This is a genomic window from Robiginitalea insularis (assembly GCF_052497835.1).
On sequence record NZ_CP199296.1, the window covers coordinates 2,493,288 to 2,514,860 of the forward strand.

Below are 21,573 nucleotides of genomic sequence, written 5' to 3' on the forward strand. Positions count from 1 at the left end.
GTTCACAGTCGGAAAATTACTATTATTTTTGAGCAATGAAAATAAAACAACCTATTTATTTGGGGTTTACACTGCTGGGTGCCACTTGCCTTATTGCCGGGCCTTCGCTGGTCCGGAAAGAATTCGGCCTGGCAATCGGCTTTGTGCTGCTTATGTTCGGGCTGTACGGGATATCGCGCTCACAGGATACCGGCAAGGCAGAAGACACAGACAAATCGAATGGAAATGAATCCACTTAAAAAGGGAGACCGGGTACAGCTTCTGGATGAAGATCTGGGAGGAAGGGTATTGGAGGTTAGCCCTGACGGGCAGGTCCGCATAGAAACTCCTGAAGGGTTTGAACTGGAGCTGCCTGCAAATGAGGTTGTTTTACTCCCGGAGAACCCACATTTTCCTACAGGAACCGTGGATGCTGCATTCGTTGAAAAGACTGCGAAAGATCGGGCAGAGAGAAAAAAAAGAAATCCGGGGGGCAGCCGAAAATCTATTCCTGTATTGGAGGTAGACCTGCATCTGGAAAAATTATTGCCCCGTGGAAAACAACTCTCAGAATACGAAGCCCTGGATTTTCAACTCGATACAGCTGAACAGCAACTTGCCTTTGCCATGAGAAAGCGGATTCAGCGGGTAGTCTTTATTCACGGATTGGGGGAGGGGGTGCTGAAGGCCGAATTACACACCCGCCTGAGGCGATATGAAGGTCTTACAATAAAGGAAGCCGATTATCGGAATTACGGGAGTGGCGCAACCGAAGTTTATATTCCCCAGCGCTTGATGCTCTAGTCTTCTACAGTAATGATTTGCCCGAAATCTTCCAGGGCCAGATTGGTAAGTCTTTCTCCGGCAGCATTTACAAAAGAGACCCCTTCCAGGCTGATGGTATGTTCAAATTGAGTAGTATCGCTTGGATTTTGTATGGTGCTGATCAGCACATTTCCCTCGGCAGCGGATATTTCTTCGATCACAACCGGATCGACAGGGGGAACGTCATCACAAAAATACCCACTGTCCACAGTGCCCGAGAAAGCTCGGTATCGCAGCTGAGACTGCGACGGAATAGCACTGCTGATGGTGTTTTCGGATGGGACATTCTGCAACAGGCCGCTTTGCAATTCCAGAATGAGCGCCTCACGGTCGTTGAGTTTAAAGAAAACCTGGGTGGCAGTGGTAAGGCTTCCGCAATACTGGATGGAAGCAGTGTTAAAATCCAGGGTTTCGATTTGCAGGTCCCCGCTGGAACAGTTTAGCATGCTAACGGCAAAAACAAGCAGTACTCCCTTTTTCATAATTCCAAAGATACTGGATTAGGCAGCTAATATCCCAAACGTTTTGCTGCAATTTTATTTGAATCTCATTTGAAACGGTTATTTTTGAAAACGCAAAAAAAGCAGATCATGCATAAAGTATACTTGGACAATGCAGCCACCACTCCGCTCAGGGAGGAGGTGATCGAGAGTATGCACCAGGCACTTTGCGAATGCTACGGCAATCCCTCATCAACCCATGCCTTTGGCAGAACTGCCAAGACCGGAATCGAAAAGGCCCGTAAAAGTATCGCTGCAGAGCTTGGGGCCCAGCCCAGCGAGATCATCTTTACCTCCGGAGGCACGGAGGCTGATAATATGATCCTTCGCTCAGCAGTGCGAGACCTGGGCATACAAACCCTGATTACCTCAAAAATTGAGCACCATGCGGTACTGCATACGGCTGAGGCCCTGGTTGGGGAATACGGCATTGAATTGAGGTTTGTTGAATTGGACGGTTCGGGAAATCCGAAAATGGAACACCTGCAAAACCTGCTCACTGCGGATAGTTCAAATAAGTTGGTTAGCCTGATGCATGTCAACAATGAGATCGGCAACATGATCGACTTAATAAAAATCGGTAATCTGTGCCGGGAGTCCGGGGCTTTATTTCATTCTGATACAGTACAGTCCATCGGGCATTTTCCCTGGGATGTACAACAGGTACCGGTAGATTTCCTTACCGCTGCGGCCCATAAATTTCACGGCCCGAAAGGAATTGGTTTTGCCTTTATCCGAAAGAATACAGGCTTGAAGCCGCTTATTTTGGGAGGTTCCCAGGAAAGGGGGTTTCGTGCGGGCACAGAGCCCTATCACAACGTTATTGGGATGGAAACCGCCTTCAGGACCGCCTACAAGGATCTGGCCAAAGAGCGCGAATACGTACAACAGTTAAAGGACTACTTTATAGAGAAATTGACTTCAAGTCTCCCCGGCGTTGCTTTCAATGGCCTGTCTGCTGATCCTGAAAAAAGCACATACACCCTGGTCAACGTTCGCCTGCCCTTTACCGAAGCTCAGGGGCAAATGCTGCTATTCCACCTGGATCTTAAGGGAATAGCCTGTTCTAAAGGGAGTGCCTGCCAGTCCGGCAGTAATATGGGCTCTCATGTTCTAAACGAAATACTGGATGAAGAGGCGCTGAAACAACCCTCCATCCGATTCTCGTTTTCGCACTGCAATACCCGGGAGGAACTGGATTACGTAATTGAGGTGTTGCAGGAATTTGCCGCTGCCTGAATCAGCTTCTGTCCCTGCGGCTTTCTTTGTCGTATGGAAATCTCCTGGCCGCTTTCTTCATCATCTTATCGATCAGGTCATCTGTATTCTTTCCTGATTTCTTGGTGATTTCCTGCTCGTATTTCCAGAGGAGCTTTCCGGAATCCCCATCGCTTATTTTGATCCCGATCCTGCCGTAATCAGCATCACCCAGGATATAATCCATGAAACTGAAATCTTCAGAAAGCCCTTCCGAAAGCAATACGTTTATATCTAAATTGCCACTGATGATTCCGTCAACATTCAAGACGGAAGCCAGTTCCCTGATGGTGTACCGGTCTATATTGTTATAAGAAATATTTTTTTTGGCCAAAAGGGCGTTGGTGTCCTCGCTGTTCTGAAAGGCTACTGTAAACTTTTTACGCTTTTTCCCTCTTCCAAAATAAGTCTCCAGGGCGTTTTGTACAGCATAACCTTCCTTTTCCTCCAGCACTTTCAATTCCTTTCCTGAAATCCCGTTGTCCAGGTCCAGATGTACAAAGAATGGAATAATCGCCAGCGTTCTATGATTCTTGCTGAGCTGGTCAAAGCGGTTGCTTTGAAAGATGTCTTTCTGGGCACTCAATCCGCATAGGGTAAACAGGGCAAACAGAAAAAAAAGCTTTTTCATGCGTTTCAATTCACTCATTATATTCTCAAAAGCAGTAGTTCTCCTTTTATTGAGAAATTCGGCTGTGCAAAAATACGCAAAAAAAAGGCTTGGTTAAAGGGGGTAATTACCCGGCTATCTCCGGTAAAAATTTGCTGTGAATACACTTGAGTTCCCAACATTATCTGTTACTTCTACCTGTAGTCTGCACTGGCGTTCGTTCAGAATTTGATCGTCAAAATTATAAGTGATTGTACTGGTTTTTGGCTCGTATTCCATCAGGATCCATTTGCCATTTAGGGTTGCGCTATAGCTTTCAATACCGCTGAGGTCATCGGAAATCTTCAGGCTGAGGTAACGGTAATTGGTAAGCCATTGATTTTCCTTAAAGTTTTTTGAGGAAATTTTTGGCGGTACAGTATCCTGGGCCAGAACAAAACTGCCCAATTCCCTGCTGCGAATATTAAACGTATTCCCCCGCTTATAGGTTCGCTCGTATTCCAATCTGTTATTTCTGCCAAGCCTGGCTACAAAAAGTCTTCTTCTGTCCTCGGGAGTGTAATTGGAAACGTCATAGGTGATCGTAAAATTTCGGTGTGCCGGAACGGAAGGATTGTGAAGGTGCAGCGTATCGCCCGAATGGGAGAGCTGCAGGTAGAAGTTCTCATAAAAGGTATCGGCCGGAAAATAGACCCGGGCACTACCCGCACTGAAACTATGCGGCTTGGAAGCTAAAATGAAATTGGGGGTGATGGAATCTTTCGGACTGATCAGTACGGCTTGTTTCCGGCCCTCAACCGGAATGCGGACCAGGGTGCGATTCCCGGCCACATCGCTCAGCTCAAGTTCCACCTGATAGCTTAACCCGGGCCGAATAGCTATTTCACCATTGTTCTGAAAAGCTTCGAATAAACTCAATTTATTGCCGGCCGCCCGGAAGCATTTTTGAATCCGGTCCCGGTATTGGTAATAATGGGGGTAATCGATAAGCGTATTGATCAGGCGTGTTTCCCCGAAAGAAAATTTATCGAAATCGATTCGGGTATAGGTTTTCCCATTTACCCTTTGTTCAATGCGGAACACCCCATTTTTGTTGGCCGCCATATCCTGACGGTCAAATGCCACCACTCCGAATCCTATGTTGCCGTCTGCATAAACGGGGTCGGCCAGGTAACTGCCATCTGCCTGCCTTTTGAGCGGAATCTCAATTTTTTCCGCGCTTTGATTCACCTGTGAATTTTCGGATAATGGATAAGCGTAGACTTTCTCCAGTACAGGATTGGTGGCATCCCTCACTTCAAAGTTGTAGAGCAGTGGGTTGGTAGGCTTCTCATCCAGGCTGCTGCGTACTTCAAAATGCAGGTGTGGCCCGGAAGATCCTCCGGTATTCCCGCTGTAGGCGATCACACTCCCCTTGGCAACTTTTAAGGTGCCGTATTCAGGGAAGGCCTCTACCTCATACGATTGTTTGGAATATTGCAGCGTCTTAACATATTCATCTATTTCAGGACTGAATTTTTGCAAATGGGCATATACGGAGGTATAGCCGTTCGGATGTGAAATATATAAGGCCTTGCCATACCCCCAATGACTGACCTTGACCCTGCTTACAGTGCCTTCAGCAATCGCATATATGGGCAGCCCCTGACGCTGCTGGGTTTTTATGTCTATTCCGGAATGAAAATGGTTTGATCGCAACTCCCCGAAGGTTCCTGCGAGAATCAGGGGGATGTCCAGGGGAGGGGCAAAATCGCTATCAGAGCCCGCATATTGGGCTTTCATACCCGATACTGAGAGCATCATTAAACAGCATAAAATTCTTTTCATAGACGGCTAGTTAATGCGAAATTAAACATTCAGGATGCAATTCTAAAACACAAAGGCTGCAATTTCCACTGGAATGAGGAGTTCATCCCAGTTGTACCGGGCTGCCGGGGAACATAATTGTTTAATTAACGAAAAACTATTGCGAAGTCGCCCGGGGAATCTTAACTTTGTGTAAATACATTGAAGAAAGCCAATGAGTGAATTGGTCGAAATTGTAGACTCATTAGAAAACAAGATCAGTAAACTGTTGCATAAACTGGAATTGACCCAGCGCAGCAGGGAAGACCTGAAAAAGGAATTCGATCAGCTTAATAAAGCCTATGAGGACGCCCAAAGAACTGCAGCTGAATGGGAGGAGAAATACAATTCCCTGAAAATGGCTAATTCAATGTTGGGCAGTGAAACGAATAAAACAGAAGCCAAGCTCAAAATAAACGCACTAATCAGAGAAATAGATCATTGTATCGTACAATTATCTGAGTAATGCAAACGTTCAAATATGCAGGAGAAGCTGAAAATAAAGCTTTCAATAGCTGACAGGGTGTACCCGCTAACCATTGACCCCGCTCAGGAAGAGGGGCTCAGGAAGGCAGCAAAGAACATCGAACAGCTTGCCAAAAAATTTGAACAGAACTATGCCGTTCGCGATAAACAGGATGTACTGGCCATGTGCGCCTTACAGTTTGCATCCAAGGTAGAGCAGGGGGGCATAGAACAAAAAGAAGACACACAGGAAGTAACAGAGCGCTTAAAATCACTCGATGCCCTGGTAGCTTCTAAACTGAGCATGCACTAAGTTCTTTTACATAGCAAAAACAATACTGCCCACATTGGTATTTATTTTTGACAAACTCAACATTAATTTAATTAAAAAGGGTGAGTTTAAGTTGTAAAAGCAAGCCTTCCAGAAAGGATCCTTGAGCAATTTGTTAGCCCTAAACCTGTTTTTTGGAGTTTGTACAAAACTTCACCAATGTGGGTTTTTTTTTGAATTTTCTACCTGAAATCAGGGCATTATGCCCTTGCTATGCATGAAGCAACTCGTATTCATTGCCTGAACAGGCAAACTAAAAAGAACTACAAATGGACACTACAACGGGAATAATCGCTTTGGTCATAGGCCTGGGGATTGGTTTTATTATAGCCAAAATCCTGGAAAAAGGGAAAGCATCCAAAACTATTGATGCAGCCAAAAAAGAGGCTGCTTCTATTCTCAAAGGAGCAAATGCTGAAGCTGAGAATATCAAAAAGGACAAAATTTTTCAGGCAAAGGAAAAGTTTCTTGAACTAAAGGCCGAACACGAAAAGGTCATTATCAACAAGGATAAAAAAATTGCCGAAGCGGAGAAACGAACCCGGGATAAAGAATCACAGGTTAGCAGCGAGCTGGCACGGACCAAAAAAATAAATGAGCAGCTTGAGTCCAAGGCCAGAGAACTGGACAAGAAAAGGGAATTCTTTGAGCGAAAACAAGGGGAGTTGGAGAAATTGCACAACAGCCAGGTGCAACAGCTGGAAGTAATTTCCGGCCTCTCTGCAGAAGATGCCAAGACCCAGCTTTTAGAATCGCTTAAAGAGACTGCCAAAACAGATGCTATGGCCTTTCTTCAGACAACTATTGAAGAGGCCAAAATGACGGCTGAGCAAGAGGCAAAGAAAATAATCGTCAACACCATTCAGCGAATCGGGACCGAGGAAGCGGTTGAAAACTGTGTTTCGGTTTTTAACCTGGAATCAGATGATGTTAAGGGCCGGATTATCGGCCGGGAAGGTCGGAATATCCGGGCCCTGGAAGCAGCAACCGGAGTCGAGATTATTGTTGATGATACCCCGGAAGCCATCATTCTTTCCTGCTTTGATTCGGTACGCCGGGAAGTAGCCCGCTTATCCCTTCATAAATTGGTCACGGACGGGCGAATCCACCCGGCCAGGATTGAAGAAGTAGTACGGAAAACCGAAAAACAAATAGAACAGGAGATCGTAGAGGTTGGGAAACGAACCGTTATAGATCTGGGAATACACGGATTGCATCCCGAACTGATCCGGGTGGTCGGGCGCATGAAGTACCGCTCTTCATACGGACAAAACCTCCTGCAACATTCCAGGGAAGTGGCCAAGCTTTGCGGTGTGATGGCTTCAGAATTGGGGCTGAACCCTAAACTGGCCAAGCGGGCCGGTTTGCTTCACGATATTGGAAAGGTTCCCAATACGGAGGCCGAAATGGAGACCCCGCATGCCATACTCGGAATGCAATGGGCTGAGAAATACGGAGAGAAACCGGAAGTATGCAACGCAATCGGGGCCCATCATGACGAAGTTGAAATGACTACCCTGATTTCGCCTGTAGTTCAGGTTTGTGATGCGATCAGCGGAGCCCGGCCCGGGGCCAGAAGGCAGGTACTGGATTCCTATATCCAGCGATTAAAGGACCTTGAGGAAATCGCTTTTGGTTTTGGAGGGGTTCAAAAGGCCTATGCCATACAGGCCGGAAGGGAACTACGCGTAATAGTTGAAAGTGAGAAGGTAAGCGATGAAAAAGCTGCCCAATTGTCTTTTGAAATTTCTCAGAAAATACAAACTGATATGACTTATCCCGGACAGGTGAAGGTAACCGTTATTCGGGAAACCCGGTCGGTTAACGTGGCGAAGTAGTATTTGTACCGTCCCAGTCCTGAAAAGGTTTATTGCTGTCCCAGTTCATACTGATAGACAGCCCTGCCCAATGCCGCCAGGAAAGGCAAACCTGTTTCGTCATACTCGTATTGGTCATCATTAAAAATGCCATTGGAATTCACCAGGATGGTCGCTGTGAGCATAAATTCTACGCCATTTTCGTCATCAGTGATATAAGCGCAATCCGTTAATGTGCCATAGGCAAACCCCACTTTATTGTAAATAGAGATATGATCGGGGATGCGATCTTCCGTATCTCCATAGATAAAAAATTTGCAGTAACCGTCCTGGTACATTACCGGATCATAACCGGCTTTGCGAGGGATGATTTTCATACTGTTTAAAAGGAATTCGCGCTGATCCGGACTAAGACGGAACCTTTCATTTTCCGGAAAGGTTTCCGGGAAGATAACCCTTTTCATCAGTCCGGATAGTGAAGTAACCGGCAGGTAGTTTTTCAGACCAAAATCAAAGGGTGCCATATAAAGGGAATCTTCCCTGTAATAGCCCCGTCCTTTTAAGACCCCGGAAATTTCCAGGGGCACAGGCGGATGGTTCACAATCGGTTTGGACTGCACCGTGGTGCTGTCATTCAGATATAATATAAGGGGGCGTGTGCTCACATCATCGCTATGGTATCCCAACCTGTGAGAGATCCTGGCTGGCCGCACCTGGAGGCTCCCCAGGCGCTCATTGATGGCATCCTGTCCCAAAAACTCCAGTAATCTGTTGTTCGCGTGATTATCGCTTATAGCGAAGACCTTTACAATATCATCTGCAAAACTGTTTTCCACACTATCGCCCTCGATATAAAAGCGGGTATTCCGATCCAGGCTATCCATGGTGCCTAATTTTTCCAGTGCCAGTACGGCAATCGGAAATTTAACAGTGGAGGCGGGATAGAAATACGCCTCAGTATCAACCCTGAAGTCATAATCTTTAAAGCGAACAGTTCCGCCCTCCCTCAGTATCCGGGTATAGCGAATCTGAACTTCGTACAGGCCTGGATCTTTCATGACCTTACGGATGGCCGGATCCCTGGAATTCAGAATTTCCTTTAGCGGGTCCTTTTCCCGGCTCGCAGAGAGGCAGCTGGTCAGGCAGCAGCCTGTCAAAAGCAGGGCAATGGTTTTAATAAAGTTCATAATTTTTTCATTATACATACTCGCCGCGATGCGGTTTAAGGGAATCCCGTATTTCGGCCAGTTCGGTTTCCAATATTACCATATAGGCCAGGCTGTGAATATCACTCACGTCTTTAGATCCAATTTCCAATGGGCCTGGTTGCAGCGGATATTCCCTTAAGTGATTACAGTAGTGCCTGGCCGTTTGGGAAGCAGCGGGTCCCCTGAAATCCCAAATGACCCTTATTTTTTTTTGCATATTTATTGGCTTAAAGACCCGCAACAGACTGACCGGATTCCGCAAAGTTTTTAAAATCCTTCAGATAGGCCATAGATTGTTTTTTAAATGCCCCCGGCATCAGCAGGGCCATGAGTTTCATTGCTAAACCCGAAAAGGTGAATTCGGTTTCGGATACCCATTTGCAGCTGTTTTTATCGAGTTCCAAAAAGTAGTTTTTTTGAAGGTTATGTACCCCTTTGGCGTCATAAGTTACGTGGAATTCATCGGGCAAATCTTTTTTGATGATCGTCTCTACCATGGTAATTTTTCGTTTTCCCATCTGATATTCCAATTCCATCTGGGAGCCTTCCGCTTCGGGTGGACCTGAAATATGCTCATAGCGCAGAAGTCCTTTTTGCCAGTGTTTCATATTCTCAGGCTTGTCCAGAATTTCCAGCATGCGTTCCCTGGGAAGATGGATTGTAATTTCGCAGCTGTACTTCATTGGGTGTCTGTTTACTCTTCAAGGTACTAAAAAATTGGGACAGGATGCCTGATAAAAATGTGTTAATCCATCCGAACTTTACTTGTTCCCCGGGGGGTATTTATTACTTTTGCCGGATGCGCCTTGTAAAAATCGGAACGCTGAAATTCTTACTGGCGGGTACTTGCTTGCTGGCCGGGCTGCTCTGTATTTCCTGCGATTCCTTCGGGAAGAAGCAGCCTGAAAGGGAGGTTGTAGCCAGGGTAGGGGAAGAATACCTGTACCTGGACGATATTTCAGGATTATTTGCGGATAACCTCAGTGCAGAAGACAGTATTGCGCTGGCCTCCAACCTGATTACCAAATGGGCCACCCAGCGCCTCTTACTCTCCAGGGCCAAATTCAATCTTTCCGAGGATAAAATAGCAGAATTTGAATCCCTGATTTCGGATTATCGAGCAGATCTTTATACTCGGGCCTACAAAGAAGCCCTGGTAGCACAGTCAGAAGATACGCTTATTCTGGACAGTGAACTCAATGAATTTTACGAAAAGGAAAGAGTTAATTTTCGGCTGCAGGAAAAAATTGTGCAATTGCGATTTATTGAGCTACCCCTGCAATTTTTGAATCGTGAGGAGGTTACTGAAAGATTGCGGCGTTTTAACGAAAACGATCTGCGCTTTCTCGACTCGGTTGGGGTACAATTCCGCAAACTGCACTTTAACGATTCACTGTGGGTCCCTGTTTCGAGAATTATGGATGAAATTCCGCCACTTACGGCGGAGAATGAGAGCGATAACTTAAAAAAATCACAATTTATAGAGCTGGAGGATGGTTCAGGGGTATATTTGATTAAGGTGACAGACGTACTGGGAGTCAATGAGATTGCCCCGCTTTCTTATATAGAACCCAGGCTTAGGCAGGTTTTGCTGAACAGGAGAAAGATGAAGTATCTTCGGGAGCTGGAATCAGATCTGATCAATGAAGCTATACGAAGGAATGAATTTGAAATTTATGATAATGCACAAGAAAATACTATTACAAATTAGCCTGTTTGCCCTGACTGCAGGTCTTAGCGCACAGGTACAGGACTCCGTTCCCCAGACAGAAGAAACCGCCGTTGAAACTCCGGTTTCGCCAGATGATCTGGCAGACAGCAAACCGGCCGGTGCTACTCAGCGCATTAAACTGGATGGGATTGCATCAGTGGTTGGTGATTATGTGATTCTTGAATCGGATGTGGAAAAGACCCTCATCGATTTGAGAAACCAGGGGGCCACAACCCAGGACATTGATCGTTGCGGTTTACTGGGGAAGCTTATGGAAGACCGGCTTTATGCCCATCAGGCCGTTCAGGACAGTATTCTGGTTTCGGATGATGAGGTGAACAGCTCCAGTGATCAGTACCTCCAGGAATTTGTGCAACGTCTCGGATCAATGGAAAAAGTACTTGCATTTTACAAAAAGGAATCGGTAGAAGACCTGAGGGATGAGCTTTACAAGATTAATAAGCTGCAGATGCTTTCCCAGCGAATGCAGCAGGAAGTGGTAGGGGAGATTCAGGTAACTCCGGAAGAGGTCCGGCAGTTCTTTAATAGCATTCCGGAAGACCAGCGTCCGGTCTTTGGCGCCGAACTGGAAATTGCCCAAATAGTCAAAAGACCTGTGATCCCTGAAGAGGAGAAGCAAAAGGTAATTGACCAGCTCAATGAAATCAAGGCAGATGTGGAAGATAATGATGCCAATTTCAGGGTTAAGGCCATTCTTTATTCTCAGGACCCGGGCTCAAAATCACGAGGGGGGTTTTACAGTATGACCCGTCAAACCAACTTTGTAAAGGAGTTTAAGGATGTCGCTTTCAGTCTGCAGGAGGGAGAGATTTCCGAGCCTTTCGAGACAGATTTTGGCTATCATATCATTTATATTGAAAAAATCCGCGGGCAGGAGCTGGATTTACGGCATATCCTTATCCAGCCGGAGGTGCCCCAGGAAGCACTGGACAATGCGCGTAAGGAACTGGATACCATCCGAAAGCAGGTGATGGAAGGGAAGTATACTTTTGCCGAGGCGGCCCGTAACTTTTCGGATGAAAAAGAGACCAAATTTGATGGGGGCGTATTGCGTAACCCCAGCGATTATGGGTCTCGTTTTGAACTGACCAAAATGGATCCCACCCTGTACAACCAGGTCAGGAACCTGAAGGATAATGAAATATCCAACCCCATACTGGAAGAAGACCCCAGGGGTGGCCCGGCCAGTTATAAAATCCTGATGGTCACAAACCGGTATGACGAACACGAAGCTGACTTTGCAAGGGATTATATGAAAATCCAGGAACTGGCGCTACGGGATAAACAGTTTAAAGCCATCAGGGAATGGATGAAAACGCATATTGAAGAAACATATATAAGCGTTAATGGGGCGTTCCGCGATTGTAATTTCGCCAATAACTGGTTAAAAAAATAGGATGTCGGACGTTCAGGCTGTAGAGAAGTTAGTTGCCAGGCACCAGGCGCTGAAAAAAGAAATCGCAAAAGTAATTGTCGGTCAGGAGGCCGTAATTGATCAGATACTCTGGTCCATATACACCGGGGGGCATTCTTTGCTGATTGGGGTACCCGGACTGGCAAAAACGCTGATGGTTAATACAATTGCCCAAACCCTCGGTTTGGATTTTAAACGGATACAGTTTACTCCGGACCTGATGCCCAGCGATATTCTGGGAAGCGAAGTGCTTGACCAGAACCGCAATTTCGTGTTTATTAAAGGTCCTGTATTCGCCAATATTGTGTTGGCAGATGAAATAAACAGGACCCCTCCCAAAACACAGGCAGCCCTTTTGGAAGCTATGCAGGAAAGGGCGGTTACCATTACGGGGAAGCAGTATAAGCTAAAGGCACCTTATTTTGTACTGGCAACACAGAATCCGATTGAGCAGGAAGGTACTTACCCCCTTCCGGAAGCGCAGTTAGACCGTTTTATGTTCGCCATTGAACTTACGTATCCCAGTGTGGAAGAAGAGATCGATGTGGTCAAGAAGACCACGGACGACCGGGAAACGGAGCTCGAGACCCTTTTCAGTGCCGAAGAAATACTCGAAGTACAACACCTCATTCGTCGCATTCCCGTTCCGGATAATGTAGTTCGTTATGCTGTTGAACTGGTTCATAAAACACGACCCGGGGAGGCAGGCGCCATAGATTTGGTAAACCAGTACCTGGATTGGGGTGCCGGTCCAAGAGCCTCTCAAAACCTGATCCTGGCAGCTAAGGCCCACGCGGCCGTAGACGGAAGGTTTTCTCCGGATATTGCTGATGTGCAGGCTGTTGCCATGGGAATATTGCGCCACAGGATCCTCAGGAATTACAAGGCTGAAGCCGAGGGGATCTCTGATGAGGATATTATATCAAAGTTACTTTGAATCGGGCAGGGCAGCGCCCTGACACCCTTTCAGACCTGATCTTCTTTGCCAATTCCGCTTTCAGCTCTTCAAACATCCTCAAAAGGTGTATATTGGCTGCTGTAATTATTTTAATTCCCTCTGCTTTTTAGTATTTTTGGGCAACAATTTTAATAGATAAACCTTATAAACAATGGCATTCGATATAGACATGATCAAAAAGGTCTACGCTACCATGCCGGAGCGGGTAGATAAAGCCCGGGAGCTGGTAGGCAGACCTCTGACCCTTTCTGAGAAAATTCTCTATTCCCACCTTTGGGATGGCAACCCTGATAAGGTTTTCCGAAGGGGTAAGGATTATGTTGATTTCGCGCCTGACCGGGTAGCCTGCCAGGATGCCACAGCACAGATGGCGCTGTTGCAGTTTATGCATGCGGGGAAACCCAAAGTGGCTGTTCCCACTACGGTACATTGTGATCACCTGATACAGGCAAAGGTAGGGGCAGACGCCGATTTGAAAAGAGCCAATCAAACCAGTAACGAGGTCTTTGACTTCCTCGAATCTGTTTCCAATAAATACGGAATAGGGTTCTGGAGCCCCGGGGCGGGGATTATTCACCAGGTGGTACTGGAGAACTATGCCTTCCCTGGTGGGATGATGATCGGAACCGATTCGCACACCGTAAACGCGGGTGGTCTCGGGATGGTCGCTATTGGTGTTGGGGGTGCCGATGCCGTTGATGTAATGGCCGGAATGCCCTGGGAACTCAAGTTTCCAAAGCTCATAGGAGTTAAGCTCAAAGGGAGTTTGTCTGGCTGGACGGCACCAAAGGATGTAATCCTGAAGGTGGCTGATATACTTACTGTAAAAGGGGGTACAGGGGCCATTATAGAGTACTTCGGACCCGGGGCAACCTCTATGTCCTGTACCGGGAAAGGGACTATCTGCAATATGGGTGCAGAGGTGGGTGCCACCACTTCCACCTTTGGTTATGACGCTTCTATGGATCGCTACCTTCGGGCTACCGACCGTTCGGATGTGGCAGATGCAGCTAATAAAGTGGCGGATTATCTTACGGCTGACCCCGAAGTATACGAAAGTCCCGATACCTATTTCGATCAGGTAATCGAAATTGATCTTTCAACCCTGGAACCTCATTTAAACGGCCCTTTCACACCAGACCTGGCGACCCCTATCTCCAAGATGAGCGAGGCCGCCCGTGAAAATGACTGGCCTTTAAAAGTGGAATACGGCCTGATCGGATCCTGCACCAACTCCAGCTATGAAGATATTTCCCGTGCGGCTTCTTTGGCTCAGCAGGTCTCGGATAAAAAACTAAAGACGAAATCAAACTTTACTATAACCCCTGGATCTGAGCAAGTGCGGTATACCATAGAACGGGACGGCTTTATCGATACCTTCAACAATATTGGGGCAACCGTTTTTGCAAATGCCTGCGGCCCGTGTATCGGGATGTGGGATCGCTATGGGGATAAAGCTACCGATGGTCCCAGAAATACGATCGTTCACTCCTTTAACCGCAATTTTGCCAAGCGTGCAGACGGGAATCCGAATACGCTCGCATTTGTGGGTTCACCTGAACTGGTAACAGCCATTGCAATAGCCGGTAGGCTTGATTTCAACCCAATTACAGACACTCTGATCAATGAGGAAGGCGAAGAAGTCCGATTGGATGAACCCAGGGGCTATGAACTGCCACCGAAAGGCTTTGCAGTTGAGGAATCAGGTTATGTAGCCCCCAAAGAAGATGGCAGTAGTGTGGAAGTAAAGGTCGCCAAGGATTCAGAGCGCCTGCAATTGCTTGATCCCTTTGAGCCCATCTCAGATGAAAGCCTGCAGGGTATGAAATTGCTGATCAAGGCCTTCGGGAAATGTACTACAGACCACATATCTATGGCAGGGCCCTGGTTACGCTTCAGGGGACACCTGGATAATATTGCAAACAATACCCTGATTGGAGCCGTGAACGCATTCAACAAGAAAACCAACTTTGTAAAGAGCCAGCTAAGCGGCGAATACGGCGGCGTACCGGATACACAACGCGCTTACAAAGCCAAGGGTATAAAAACCATTGTAGTGGGAGACCACAATTACGGTGAGGGTTCCTCGAGGGAGCACGCTGCCATGCAACCACGTCACCTTGGGGTTGCAGCGGTACTTGTTAAATCTTTTGCCCGTATCCATGAAACCAACCTCAAAAAGCAGGGGATGCTGGCACTTACCTTTGCCGACGAATCGGATTATGACCTGATACAGGAGGATGACACCTTCAATTTTACGGATATAGCTGATTTCCAAGCTGATAAGCCCCTTACAATAGAGGTGGTTCACGCCGATGGAAGCAAAGATTACATAAAGGCTAACCATACCTATAATGCCACTCAGATCGGGTGGTTCCGGGAAGGTTCCGCACTGAATGTGATTAAAAAAGAAAACGCTTCCTAAGTAAGGGCTAACTCCCTGGAAAATACCAGATGAAAATACGCAGGAAGACGGTTATCAACATTGCGATCATCCTCTTTGTGTTGTCATTTTTTGTGACACCACTGGGGCATCATTCCAAGATTTGGCTGATGCAGGTATTCTCATTCAGCCCGGAAGTAACAGAAGAGGCAGACCGCGAGCAGATCACTGACTACGACTGGACACTGAAGGACGCCAACTGGAATTTTTTTAATTTCGAACGCTCTGAGGGAAATGTGGTGTTTATCAATTTCTGGGCTTCCTGGAGACTTCCCAGCCTCCCAGAACTCAAAGGGATACAGAAGCTTTACGATACTTATGGAGACCAGGTTGATTTTTACATCATAACAGATGAGGAACGGGAGCCTGTTGAAACCTTTATGGAAGAATACGGGTTTACCTTTCCGATAACGTATCTGATTATAGGGAATCGCAGTCCGGTGGATACTTCAGATCCGCCCCGATCTTATATAATAGACCGGGAGGGCTACGTTGTGGTAGATCAGGAGGGCATAGCCGACTGGAATTCTGCAAGGGTTCACGAATTACTGGACGCGTTACTCGAGGAGTAATTCGGGTCAGAAACGGGTTTTGTCTATGGGTTCAGTAAGTACAATCAGCTTTTTTCGTTTTAAAGGGGCAGGAAGGAAATTCTGGGCTTTAAAGCAGATGCAGTTCGCCAAACCCATACTGAACAAGGTGAGCGGTCTGGTGTTTTACAAATTGCTGGGTACGGGAAAACAGGGGTTCAGTACCTCTCCTGACTGGGAGGTTTTTTCCCTTTTACAGCATTGGGAGAGCCTCGGGGAGGCCGAAAATTTCTTTGGGCAGCACCAGTGGTTACAAAAATACAGAGACCGTTCTGATGAAAACTGGACCCTTTTTATGCGCCCGCTTCGCTCCAAAGGCCTCTGGAATGGTCAGAATCCCTTTGATTCCAAAACCACAGAAGCAACTTCTATTCCGATGCTGGCGGTAATCACGCGAGCGACTATCAAACGGAAATATTTAAGGAAGTTCTGGAATTCGGTCCCGGCTTCCCGGGAAACCCTGGAGCAGCGCGAGGGCCTGTTGTATACCAAGGGAATTGGCGAAACCCCCTTTATCCATATGGCCACTTTCAGTCTTTGGAAAGATTTGCAGAGCATGATGGATTTCGCGTATTCTGCTGACGGACATCAGGAGGCTATCAGGCGTACCCGTGAATTGGGCTGGTACAGCGAAGAAATGTTTGCCAGGTTTCAGCCTTTTAAAATGCTGGGGAACTGGTCTGATTGCAAGGGGATGGAGCTGCTCCGGCAAGAACTCAGTACCGAAAAAACATAGCGATAAAAAAAACAAACTGGGCCAAAAGCAATTGTGCTGAAAAACGGGAGTTTCCAGCCTGCCCGGTCTTCTGAAAGATACCCTGTAACAAAAATGCCAGCAGGAACCAGCAGACATAATTCCACAACGGGGCAGTTCCCCCATTAAACTCCCAATAGTCGAAATGCGGCGCTGCCGCCTCCATAAAAAAATCCAGCAACAGCATCAGCAAGGCTCCCGCCAGCATTTGCAGTTTCCTGTTCTGAAGCCAGCGACGGCTGAGGCTTCCCGTTATAAAGGTCAGCAATGCCCAGTTGAGGCCAATCAAAAGGGGTACTTCAAAAATTTTGGGCCCGAGGTTTTCCCCATAGGCGTAGGCTCCAAAAAGCCATCCGGTGTGTACGCCTACCCATTCGGCTGCAATGCCCAGAAAGCCGCAAAGCAGGAACAGCAGCCAGGCTTTCTTTCCTGAAAGGGGATAGATCCAGATAAAGAGCAAGCCGCTTAGAAAGAGGTTCAGTGGCGTTTTGGAAATAAACCAGTCTTCGTATCCCAGATAAATTCCTATGAGCCCGCTAAGATGAAAGAGCCAAACCAGGAATACCCCTATTGTGGTCCTGTAGGTTGGTAAAAGTGCTTTCGGTTCTCTCATTCTGCAAATGGAATCGTTTCACTTACAATCTTAGCCGAATACAGACAAAGCGGGATGCCCCCTCCCGGGTGCACAGAACCGCCCGTAAAGTAAAGGTTGGCAAGTCTGGAGCTGAAATTGGGATGTCTGAGAAAGGCTGCAAAACGGTTGTTACTGGCCGCCCCATACAGCGCTCCCCTGTAAGAACTCGTTTTCTCGGCAATCCCACTGGGGGTGAGCAGTTCCTCTACCTCGATCAACTTTTCGATATCTGTGTTAAGGACTCTGTTGATTTTTGCAATGATATTGCTGCGGCATTTGCTGATAAGCGCATCCCAGTCCTGTCCGTAATCGCCTGGTGCATTAACCATTACAAACCAGTTTTCACATCCTTCAGGAGCATCTTCCGGGCTTTCCTTGCTGGTAATATTCAAGTAGACCGTAGGGTCCTCAAAAAGGCTTTTTTCGTTAAAGATACAGTTGAATTCGGCCTGATAATCTGAACTAAACAGTATGTTATGCAGGTCGAGTTGGGGAAAGGATTTCCGGATTCCCCAATAGAAAATCAAGGCAGAGCTGGAGCGCTCCTGTTTCAGTGTCCTTTCGGGGGCTTTTTCTCCGGGCAGCAATTTTCTATAGGTAGGGTAAATATCCATGTTGGAAACGACCAGGTCAAAAGTGTAACTTCCCTTGGACGTTTGAATGCCACAGGCAGAACCGCTGCTGGTAAGAATCTGCTCAACCCCTTCCTGAAAATGAAAGCGGACCCCTTCTGCCTTTCCCAGTTCGAAAAGGCTCCTGGTAATTTCATGCATCCCACCCCTTGGATAATAGGTACCCAGCTGCATCTCAAGATGCGGGATCATAGACATAATCCCTGGAGTCTGGTAGGGGCTGGACCCATTGTAGGTTGCATAGCGGTTGAACAACTGCACCAGCTTCTCATTTTTAAAAGCCTGTTTATTTGCGCTATCCAGACTCTTAAATATCCCCAGGCCCGCCATGGCTGTTGCTGCACGGAAGGTTTGGGAATTCAGGTAGGTTTGGATTTTATGCAGGGATTTTTCAAGGAATAAGGGTGCGGTAAGTTCATACTTTCGCCGGTTGCGATCCAGATATCCCCTCAATGCCTCCCCGGGTTCACCAAAAACATCTGAAGCTGCAGCAATAAATGCTTCCGGCTCAGCAGGGGCCTGAAACCTTGTTCCGTCTTCCCAGAAATAATGGCAAAGGACTTTCTTGCGGTGGTAGCTGAAATAATTTTTTGGGTCTTTCCCGAAAAGCTCGAAGAGTTCATCCACCAGTTGTGGCATCGTAAAAAGAGACGGTCCCATGTCAAAGCGGTACCCTTTAAATCGCTCGGCATGTAATTTCCCTCCCGGATAGGAATTCTGTTCAAAAACACTGACTTCATAGCCCTTGGCCCTGAGACGGATAGCCGTGGCAAGCCCTCCGATCCCGGCACCTACAATGCATGCTTTGGCCATGCCTGATTATTTCTTAAAATATTTGAAGGGAACAAAGAGCATCCCGAAGCATTCACCTTCTTCTTTTCCAAGGTGTTTATGGTGTATTTTATGCGCCCTGCGTACACCTCTGGCGTACCAGTTATTGGCATTTCGGAACAGTTTAAAACGCTGGTGGATGAAAATGTCATGAACCAGAAAATAGGCAATCCCGTAGGCCAGGATTCCCAGGCCAATGGGGTATCCCTGCCAGAAGGAAGTTTCAGAGGCTACCATAATAAAGGACATGCTCACGATTGCGTAGAAAATGAAAAAAGCATCGTTGCGCTCAAACCATGAGTCGTGATCTTTGCGGTGATGGTCTTTGTGCAGGCTCCATAAAAAACCATGCATGATGTATTTATGGGTGAACCACGCCATAAATTCCATAACGCAGAAGGCTGACAAAAAAATTCCAATCCAGTAAATCACTTGCATCTTATACCAAATTTAATCGATAGCGAACATAAGAGCGGGCCAGTAACCCAACTTTTTGATAATTCGGCACTCTCACCCGGGCATTTTTTATTTCTACGGAGGGTAATCTTTGCAGCTTGTGCAGCAATTTCGAATAGTAACGATAGGCCATATAGACCCCGAACTTTGATTCCCCCGGCAATTTCAGTATTCCCTGATACCCTTTTCGGAAATCTGCTTGAATCTCCTCCACTATGCTTGCTTTTGAGACCTCGTCCAGTTCCAGCAGGTTCGTATTCGGGAAATAGGAACGGTCCAGCCCGTCGTAATCTGCTTTCAGGTCCCTCAGGAAATTAACTTTCTGAAATGCTGATCCCAATGCCATGGCTTCCTCCCTGAGTTCCTCATAACGGGCTTTGTCCCCTTTTACAAATACGCAAAGGCACATCAGGCCTACAACATCCGCAGAACCATAGATATATTCCTTGTACTCTTCTTCTGTGCGATAGACTTTTTTGTGAAGGTCCATGCGCATGCTTTTCATAAAAGCGGCAACCAGGTGGTGCGGGATATTGTATTTATGATAGGTTTCCTGAAAGGCATTCAAAATGGGATTCAGGCTTATCCCCTGTTTTAGCGCCAGCTCCAGATCTTCCTCGAAGCGATCGAACAACTCTTTTTTATCGTAATTGTGGAAGGAATCCACAATTTCATCAGCAAAGCGCACAAACCCGTATATATTGTAGATTTCCTGCCGTATACTTCTGGCCAGCATTTTGGTCGCCAGGGAAAAGGAGGTGCTGTAACGCCGGGTAACCAGCTTACTGCATCCGTGGGAAACCGTATCGAATAATGATTTCATGCCCTTCTGCTAATCGTTTTGTTGTATTAGTTCAGAGACCAGCTTGCCTGAGATCAGGGATGGTGGGACTCCGGGCCCCGGAACGGTTAATTGTCCCGTAAAATAAAGGTCCTTAACTTTTTTACTTTCCAGCCCTGGTCTTAAAAACGCTGTTTGCCTCAGGGTATTGGCCATTCCATAGGCATTTCCCTTATAGCTGTTATATCGTTCAACAAAATCCTTCACACAGAAAGCTTCCTTAAATATAATATTATTTCTCACTTCCTGGCCGGTCCGCAATTCAAATCGATCCATAATAATATCAAAATACTTTTCCCGGAGCTCGGTGCTGTCTTCCAAACCCGGTGCCAGTGGCATCAGGAAAAAACCGGTTTCCTTGCCGCCTGGTGCCATCTCCGTATCAGTAACAGACGGGAAATTGGCATAAAAGAGGGGGTCCCTGGGCCATTCGGGCCGGTCGTAAATGGCTACGGCGTGCTGTTCGAAATTTGTGTCGAAGAATAAATTGTGATGCCGGATATTTTTGAGCTTCTTATCAAAGCCGATATAAAAGAGGAGGGAAGAAGGGGCAAATGTCCTATTTTCCCAATAGGATTCCGAATATTGTCGGAAATCAGCAGGAAGCAGGCTCTCGGTATGATGGTAGTCTGCCCCGCTGATGATCAGGTCGGCATTTACCGTTTTGCCATTAATCTGCAACCCACAGGCCTTGCTTTTATCCAATCGAATTTCCGAAACCTCGGCATTGGTGTGAAAAGTTACCCCCAGGGAGCTGCCCAAAGCCTTCATGGCTTCTACAATTTTATACATTCCTCCTCTTGGATGCCAGGTACCCAGGCCGAAATCGGCATAATTCATAAAACTGTAAAATGAAGGGGTATTGGATGGCTTGGCCCCGAGGAATAAGACCGGGAATTCCAGAATGGAGATGAGTTTGGGGTTTTTGAATTGCTTGCGGACATCCCGGCTGATAGTACTGAAAAATTGTCCGACGCGCGTCATTGTTTCCAAAGAAACCAACTCCAGCGGGGATTTCCCCGGTTTGTAAACCATTTTATTTATGGCAATGTCGTAGTTTTCAGCCGCTTTGGATATAAATTTTCGAAGCGGTGCAGCGCTGCCGGGTTCAATGCGCTCAAATTCCCTGCATATGGCATCCATGGAACTCCCAATGGTAACCACTTCATCTTCAAAAAAGATCTGGTAAGCAGGATCCAGCTGGTCCAGGGTGTAGTAATCGGAACTGCTTTTTCCGAAATCCGAAAAGAATTTTTCAAAGATATCGGGCATCCAGTACCAGCTTGGGCCCATATCAAAGGTAAATCCCTCTCGTTTTAATTGTGAGGCCCGGCCCCCCAACTGGCTGTTTTTCTCGTATACGTCTACACTGTATCCGGCCTTGGCAAGGTAACATGCAGCCGACAGGGAGGAAAAGCCCGATCCGATAATTGCCGCTTTCTTTTTCATTC

The 21,573-nt window shown here is 46.8% G+C and carries 23 protein-coding genes and 1 other RNA gene; 13 read left to right on the forward strand and 11 right to left on the reverse strand.

Translation table 11 applies throughout. The features are described from left to right. Window positions 1–35 precede the first annotated feature (35 nt). Entirely contained in the window at window positions 36–239 is a 204-nt protein-coding gene (locus ACT6NV_RS11285) for a hypothetical protein (protein ID WP_445384553.1), read from the forward strand. After that, complete coding sequence (locus tag ACT6NV_RS11290) at window positions 226–783, forward strand: Smr/MutS family protein (protein ID WP_445384554.1); 558 nt, start codon at window positions 226–228, stop codon at window positions 781–783. The genes ACT6NV_RS11285 and ACT6NV_RS11290 overlap by 14 nt, the downstream gene beginning before the upstream one ends. Here ACT6NV_RS11290 and ACT6NV_RS11295 read toward each other — a convergent pair. Next, window positions 780–1,286, reverse strand: a complete 507-nt coding sequence (locus ACT6NV_RS11295) for a hypothetical protein (RefSeq protein WP_445384555.1) — start codon at window positions 1,284–1,286, stop codon at window positions 780–782. The two genes, ACT6NV_RS11290 and ACT6NV_RS11295, sit on opposite strands and share 4 nt — an antisense overlap. A gap of 108 nt (window positions 1,287–1,394) precedes the next feature. Here ACT6NV_RS11295 and ACT6NV_RS11300 point away from each other — a divergent pair, with 108 nt between their 5' ends. After that, window positions 1,395–2,543, forward strand: coding sequence for a cysteine desulfurase family protein (locus tag ACT6NV_RS11300; protein WP_445384556.1), 1,149 nt, complete (start codon window positions 1,395–1,397; stop codon window positions 2,541–2,543). Window position 2,544: 1 nt separating this feature from the next. Here the strand turns inward: ACT6NV_RS11300 and ACT6NV_RS11305 are convergent, their stop codons facing one another. Both ACT6NV_RS11305 and ACT6NV_RS11310 read right to left on the reverse strand, forming a co-directional pair. Further along, window positions 2,545–3,192 (reverse strand): hypothetical protein, encoded by a 648-nt coding sequence (locus ACT6NV_RS11305; protein ID WP_445384557.1) that lies wholly within the window; start codon window positions 3,190–3,192, stop codon window positions 2,545–2,547. Window positions 3,193–3,306: 114 nt separating this feature from the next. Next, window positions 3,307–4,998, reverse strand: coding sequence for a M23 family metallopeptidase (locus ACT6NV_RS11310; protein WP_445384558.1), 1,692 nt, complete (start codon window positions 4,996–4,998; stop codon window positions 3,307–3,309). Between the two features lie 193 nt (window positions 4,999–5,191). Here ACT6NV_RS11310 and ACT6NV_RS11315 point away from each other — a divergent pair, with 193 nt between their 5' ends. The 4 genes from ACT6NV_RS11315 (at window position 5,192) to rny (ending at window position 7,650) form a co-directional block, all read left to right on the forward strand. Next, window positions 5,192–5,482 (forward strand): hypothetical protein, encoded by a 291-nt coding sequence (locus ACT6NV_RS11315; protein ID WP_445384559.1) that lies wholly within the window; start codon window positions 5,192–5,194, stop codon window positions 5,480–5,482. A 15-nt stretch (window positions 5,483–5,497) separates the two neighbouring features. Further along, window positions 5,498–5,794, forward strand: a complete 297-nt coding sequence (locus ACT6NV_RS11320) for a cell division protein ZapA (RefSeq protein WP_445384560.1) — start codon at window positions 5,498–5,500, stop codon at window positions 5,792–5,794. 54 nt (window positions 5,795–5,848) lie between these two features. Continuing rightward, window positions 5,849–5,955, forward strand: a non-coding RNA gene (ssrS, locus tag ACT6NV_RS11325) — 6S RNA. 126 nt (window positions 5,956–6,081) lie between these two features. Further along, complete coding sequence (gene rny / locus ACT6NV_RS11330; protein WP_445384561.1) at window positions 6,082–7,650, forward strand: ribonuclease Y; 1,569 nt, start codon at window positions 6,082–6,084, stop codon at window positions 7,648–7,650. Between the two features lie 29 nt (window positions 7,651–7,679). Here rny and ACT6NV_RS11335 read toward each other — a convergent pair whose 3' ends face one another. Genes ACT6NV_RS11335 through ACT6NV_RS11345 form a run of 3 tightly spaced genes read right to left on the reverse strand, consistent with a single transcriptional unit; the run spans window position 7,680 to window position 9,520 of the window. Then, window positions 7,680–8,816, reverse strand: a complete 1,137-nt coding sequence (locus ACT6NV_RS11335) for a serine hydrolase (RefSeq protein WP_445384562.1) — start codon at window positions 8,814–8,816, stop codon at window positions 7,680–7,682. A 10-nt stretch (window positions 8,817–8,826) separates the two neighbouring features. Continuing rightward, on the reverse strand, window positions 8,827–9,054 hold the full coding sequence (locus tag ACT6NV_RS11340; protein ID WP_445384563.1) for a hypothetical protein: 228 nt from the start codon (window positions 9,052–9,054) through the stop codon (window positions 8,827–8,829). A gap of 10 nt (window positions 9,055–9,064) precedes the next feature. Beyond that, complete coding sequence (locus ACT6NV_RS11345; protein WP_445384564.1) at window positions 9,065–9,520, reverse strand: SRPBCC family protein; 456 nt, start codon at window positions 9,518–9,520, stop codon at window positions 9,065–9,067. A gap of 116 nt (window positions 9,521–9,636) precedes the next feature. On the opposite strand from ACT6NV_RS11345, the gene ACT6NV_RS11350 reads away from it, so the two are divergent. The 6 genes from ACT6NV_RS11350 to ACT6NV_RS11375 all read left to right on the forward strand — a co-directional run bounded on the left by ACT6NV_RS11350 (window position 9,637) and on the right by ACT6NV_RS11375 (window position 16,710). Further along, on the forward strand, window positions 9,637–10,548 hold the full coding sequence (locus ACT6NV_RS11350; RefSeq protein ID WP_445384565.1) for a peptidyl-prolyl cis-trans isomerase: 912 nt from the start codon (window positions 9,637–9,639) through the stop codon (window positions 10,546–10,548). Beyond that, entirely contained in the window at window positions 10,520–11,965 is a 1,446-nt protein-coding gene (locus ACT6NV_RS11355) for a peptidylprolyl isomerase (protein ID WP_445384566.1), read from the forward strand. Before ACT6NV_RS11350 ends, ACT6NV_RS11355 begins: the two co-directional genes overlap by 29 nt. A 1-nt stretch (window position 11,966) precedes the next feature. Then, window positions 11,967–12,920 (forward strand): AAA family ATPase, encoded by a 954-nt coding sequence (locus ACT6NV_RS11360; RefSeq protein WP_445384567.1) that lies wholly within the window; start codon window positions 11,967–11,969, stop codon window positions 12,918–12,920. A gap of 172 nt (window positions 12,921–13,092) precedes the next feature. Then, entirely contained in the window at window positions 13,093–15,366 is a 2,274-nt protein-coding gene (locus ACT6NV_RS11365; RefSeq protein ID WP_445384568.1) for an aconitate hydratase, read from the forward strand. Between the two features lie 29 nt (window positions 15,367–15,395). After that, the gene (locus tag ACT6NV_RS11370; RefSeq protein WP_445384569.1) at window positions 15,396–15,956 is read left to right on the forward strand and encodes a TlpA family protein disulfide reductase; all 561 of its coding nucleotides are present in this window, start codon (window positions 15,396–15,398) and stop codon (window positions 15,954–15,956) included. Window positions 15,957–15,981: 25 nt separating this feature from the next. Further along, entirely contained in the window at window positions 15,982–16,710 is a 729-nt protein-coding gene (locus tag ACT6NV_RS11375) for a DUF3291 domain-containing protein (protein ID WP_445384570.1), read from the forward strand. Here ACT6NV_RS11375 and ACT6NV_RS11380 read toward each other — a convergent pair. Genes ACT6NV_RS11380 through ACT6NV_RS11400 form a run of 5 tightly spaced genes read right to left on the reverse strand, consistent with a single transcriptional unit; the run spans window position 16,691 to window position 21,571 of the window. After that, window positions 16,691–17,341 carry a carotenoid biosynthesis protein gene (locus ACT6NV_RS11380; RefSeq protein ID WP_445384571.1) on the reverse strand — a complete coding sequence of 217 codons (651 nt, stop codon included), beginning with the start codon at window positions 17,339–17,341 and terminating at the stop codon, window positions 16,691–16,693. The two genes, ACT6NV_RS11375 and ACT6NV_RS11380, sit on opposite strands and share 20 nt — an antisense overlap. Continuing rightward, complete coding sequence (gene crtD / locus ACT6NV_RS11385; RefSeq protein ID WP_445384572.1) at window positions 17,338–18,807, reverse strand: 1-hydroxycarotenoid 3,4-desaturase CrtD; 1,470 nt, start codon at window positions 18,805–18,807, stop codon at window positions 17,338–17,340. Before crtD ends, ACT6NV_RS11380 begins: the two co-directional genes overlap by 4 nt. 6 nt (window positions 18,808–18,813) lie before the next feature. Beyond that, window positions 18,814–19,263 (reverse strand): sterol desaturase family protein, encoded by a 450-nt coding sequence (locus tag ACT6NV_RS11390; RefSeq protein WP_445384573.1) that lies wholly within the window; start codon window positions 19,261–19,263, stop codon window positions 18,814–18,816. Between the two features lies 1 nt (window position 19,264). Then, window positions 19,265–20,104, reverse strand: coding sequence for a phytoene/squalene synthase family protein (locus tag ACT6NV_RS11395; protein WP_445384574.1), 840 nt, complete (start codon window positions 20,102–20,104; stop codon window positions 19,265–19,267). A 9-nt stretch (window positions 20,105–20,113) separates the two neighbouring features. Next, a complete protein-coding gene (locus ACT6NV_RS11400; protein WP_445384575.1) occupies window positions 20,114–21,571 on the reverse strand; it encodes a phytoene desaturase family protein in 1,458 nt (485 codons plus the stop codon). Between the last annotated feature and the right edge of the window lie 2 nt (window positions 21,572–21,573).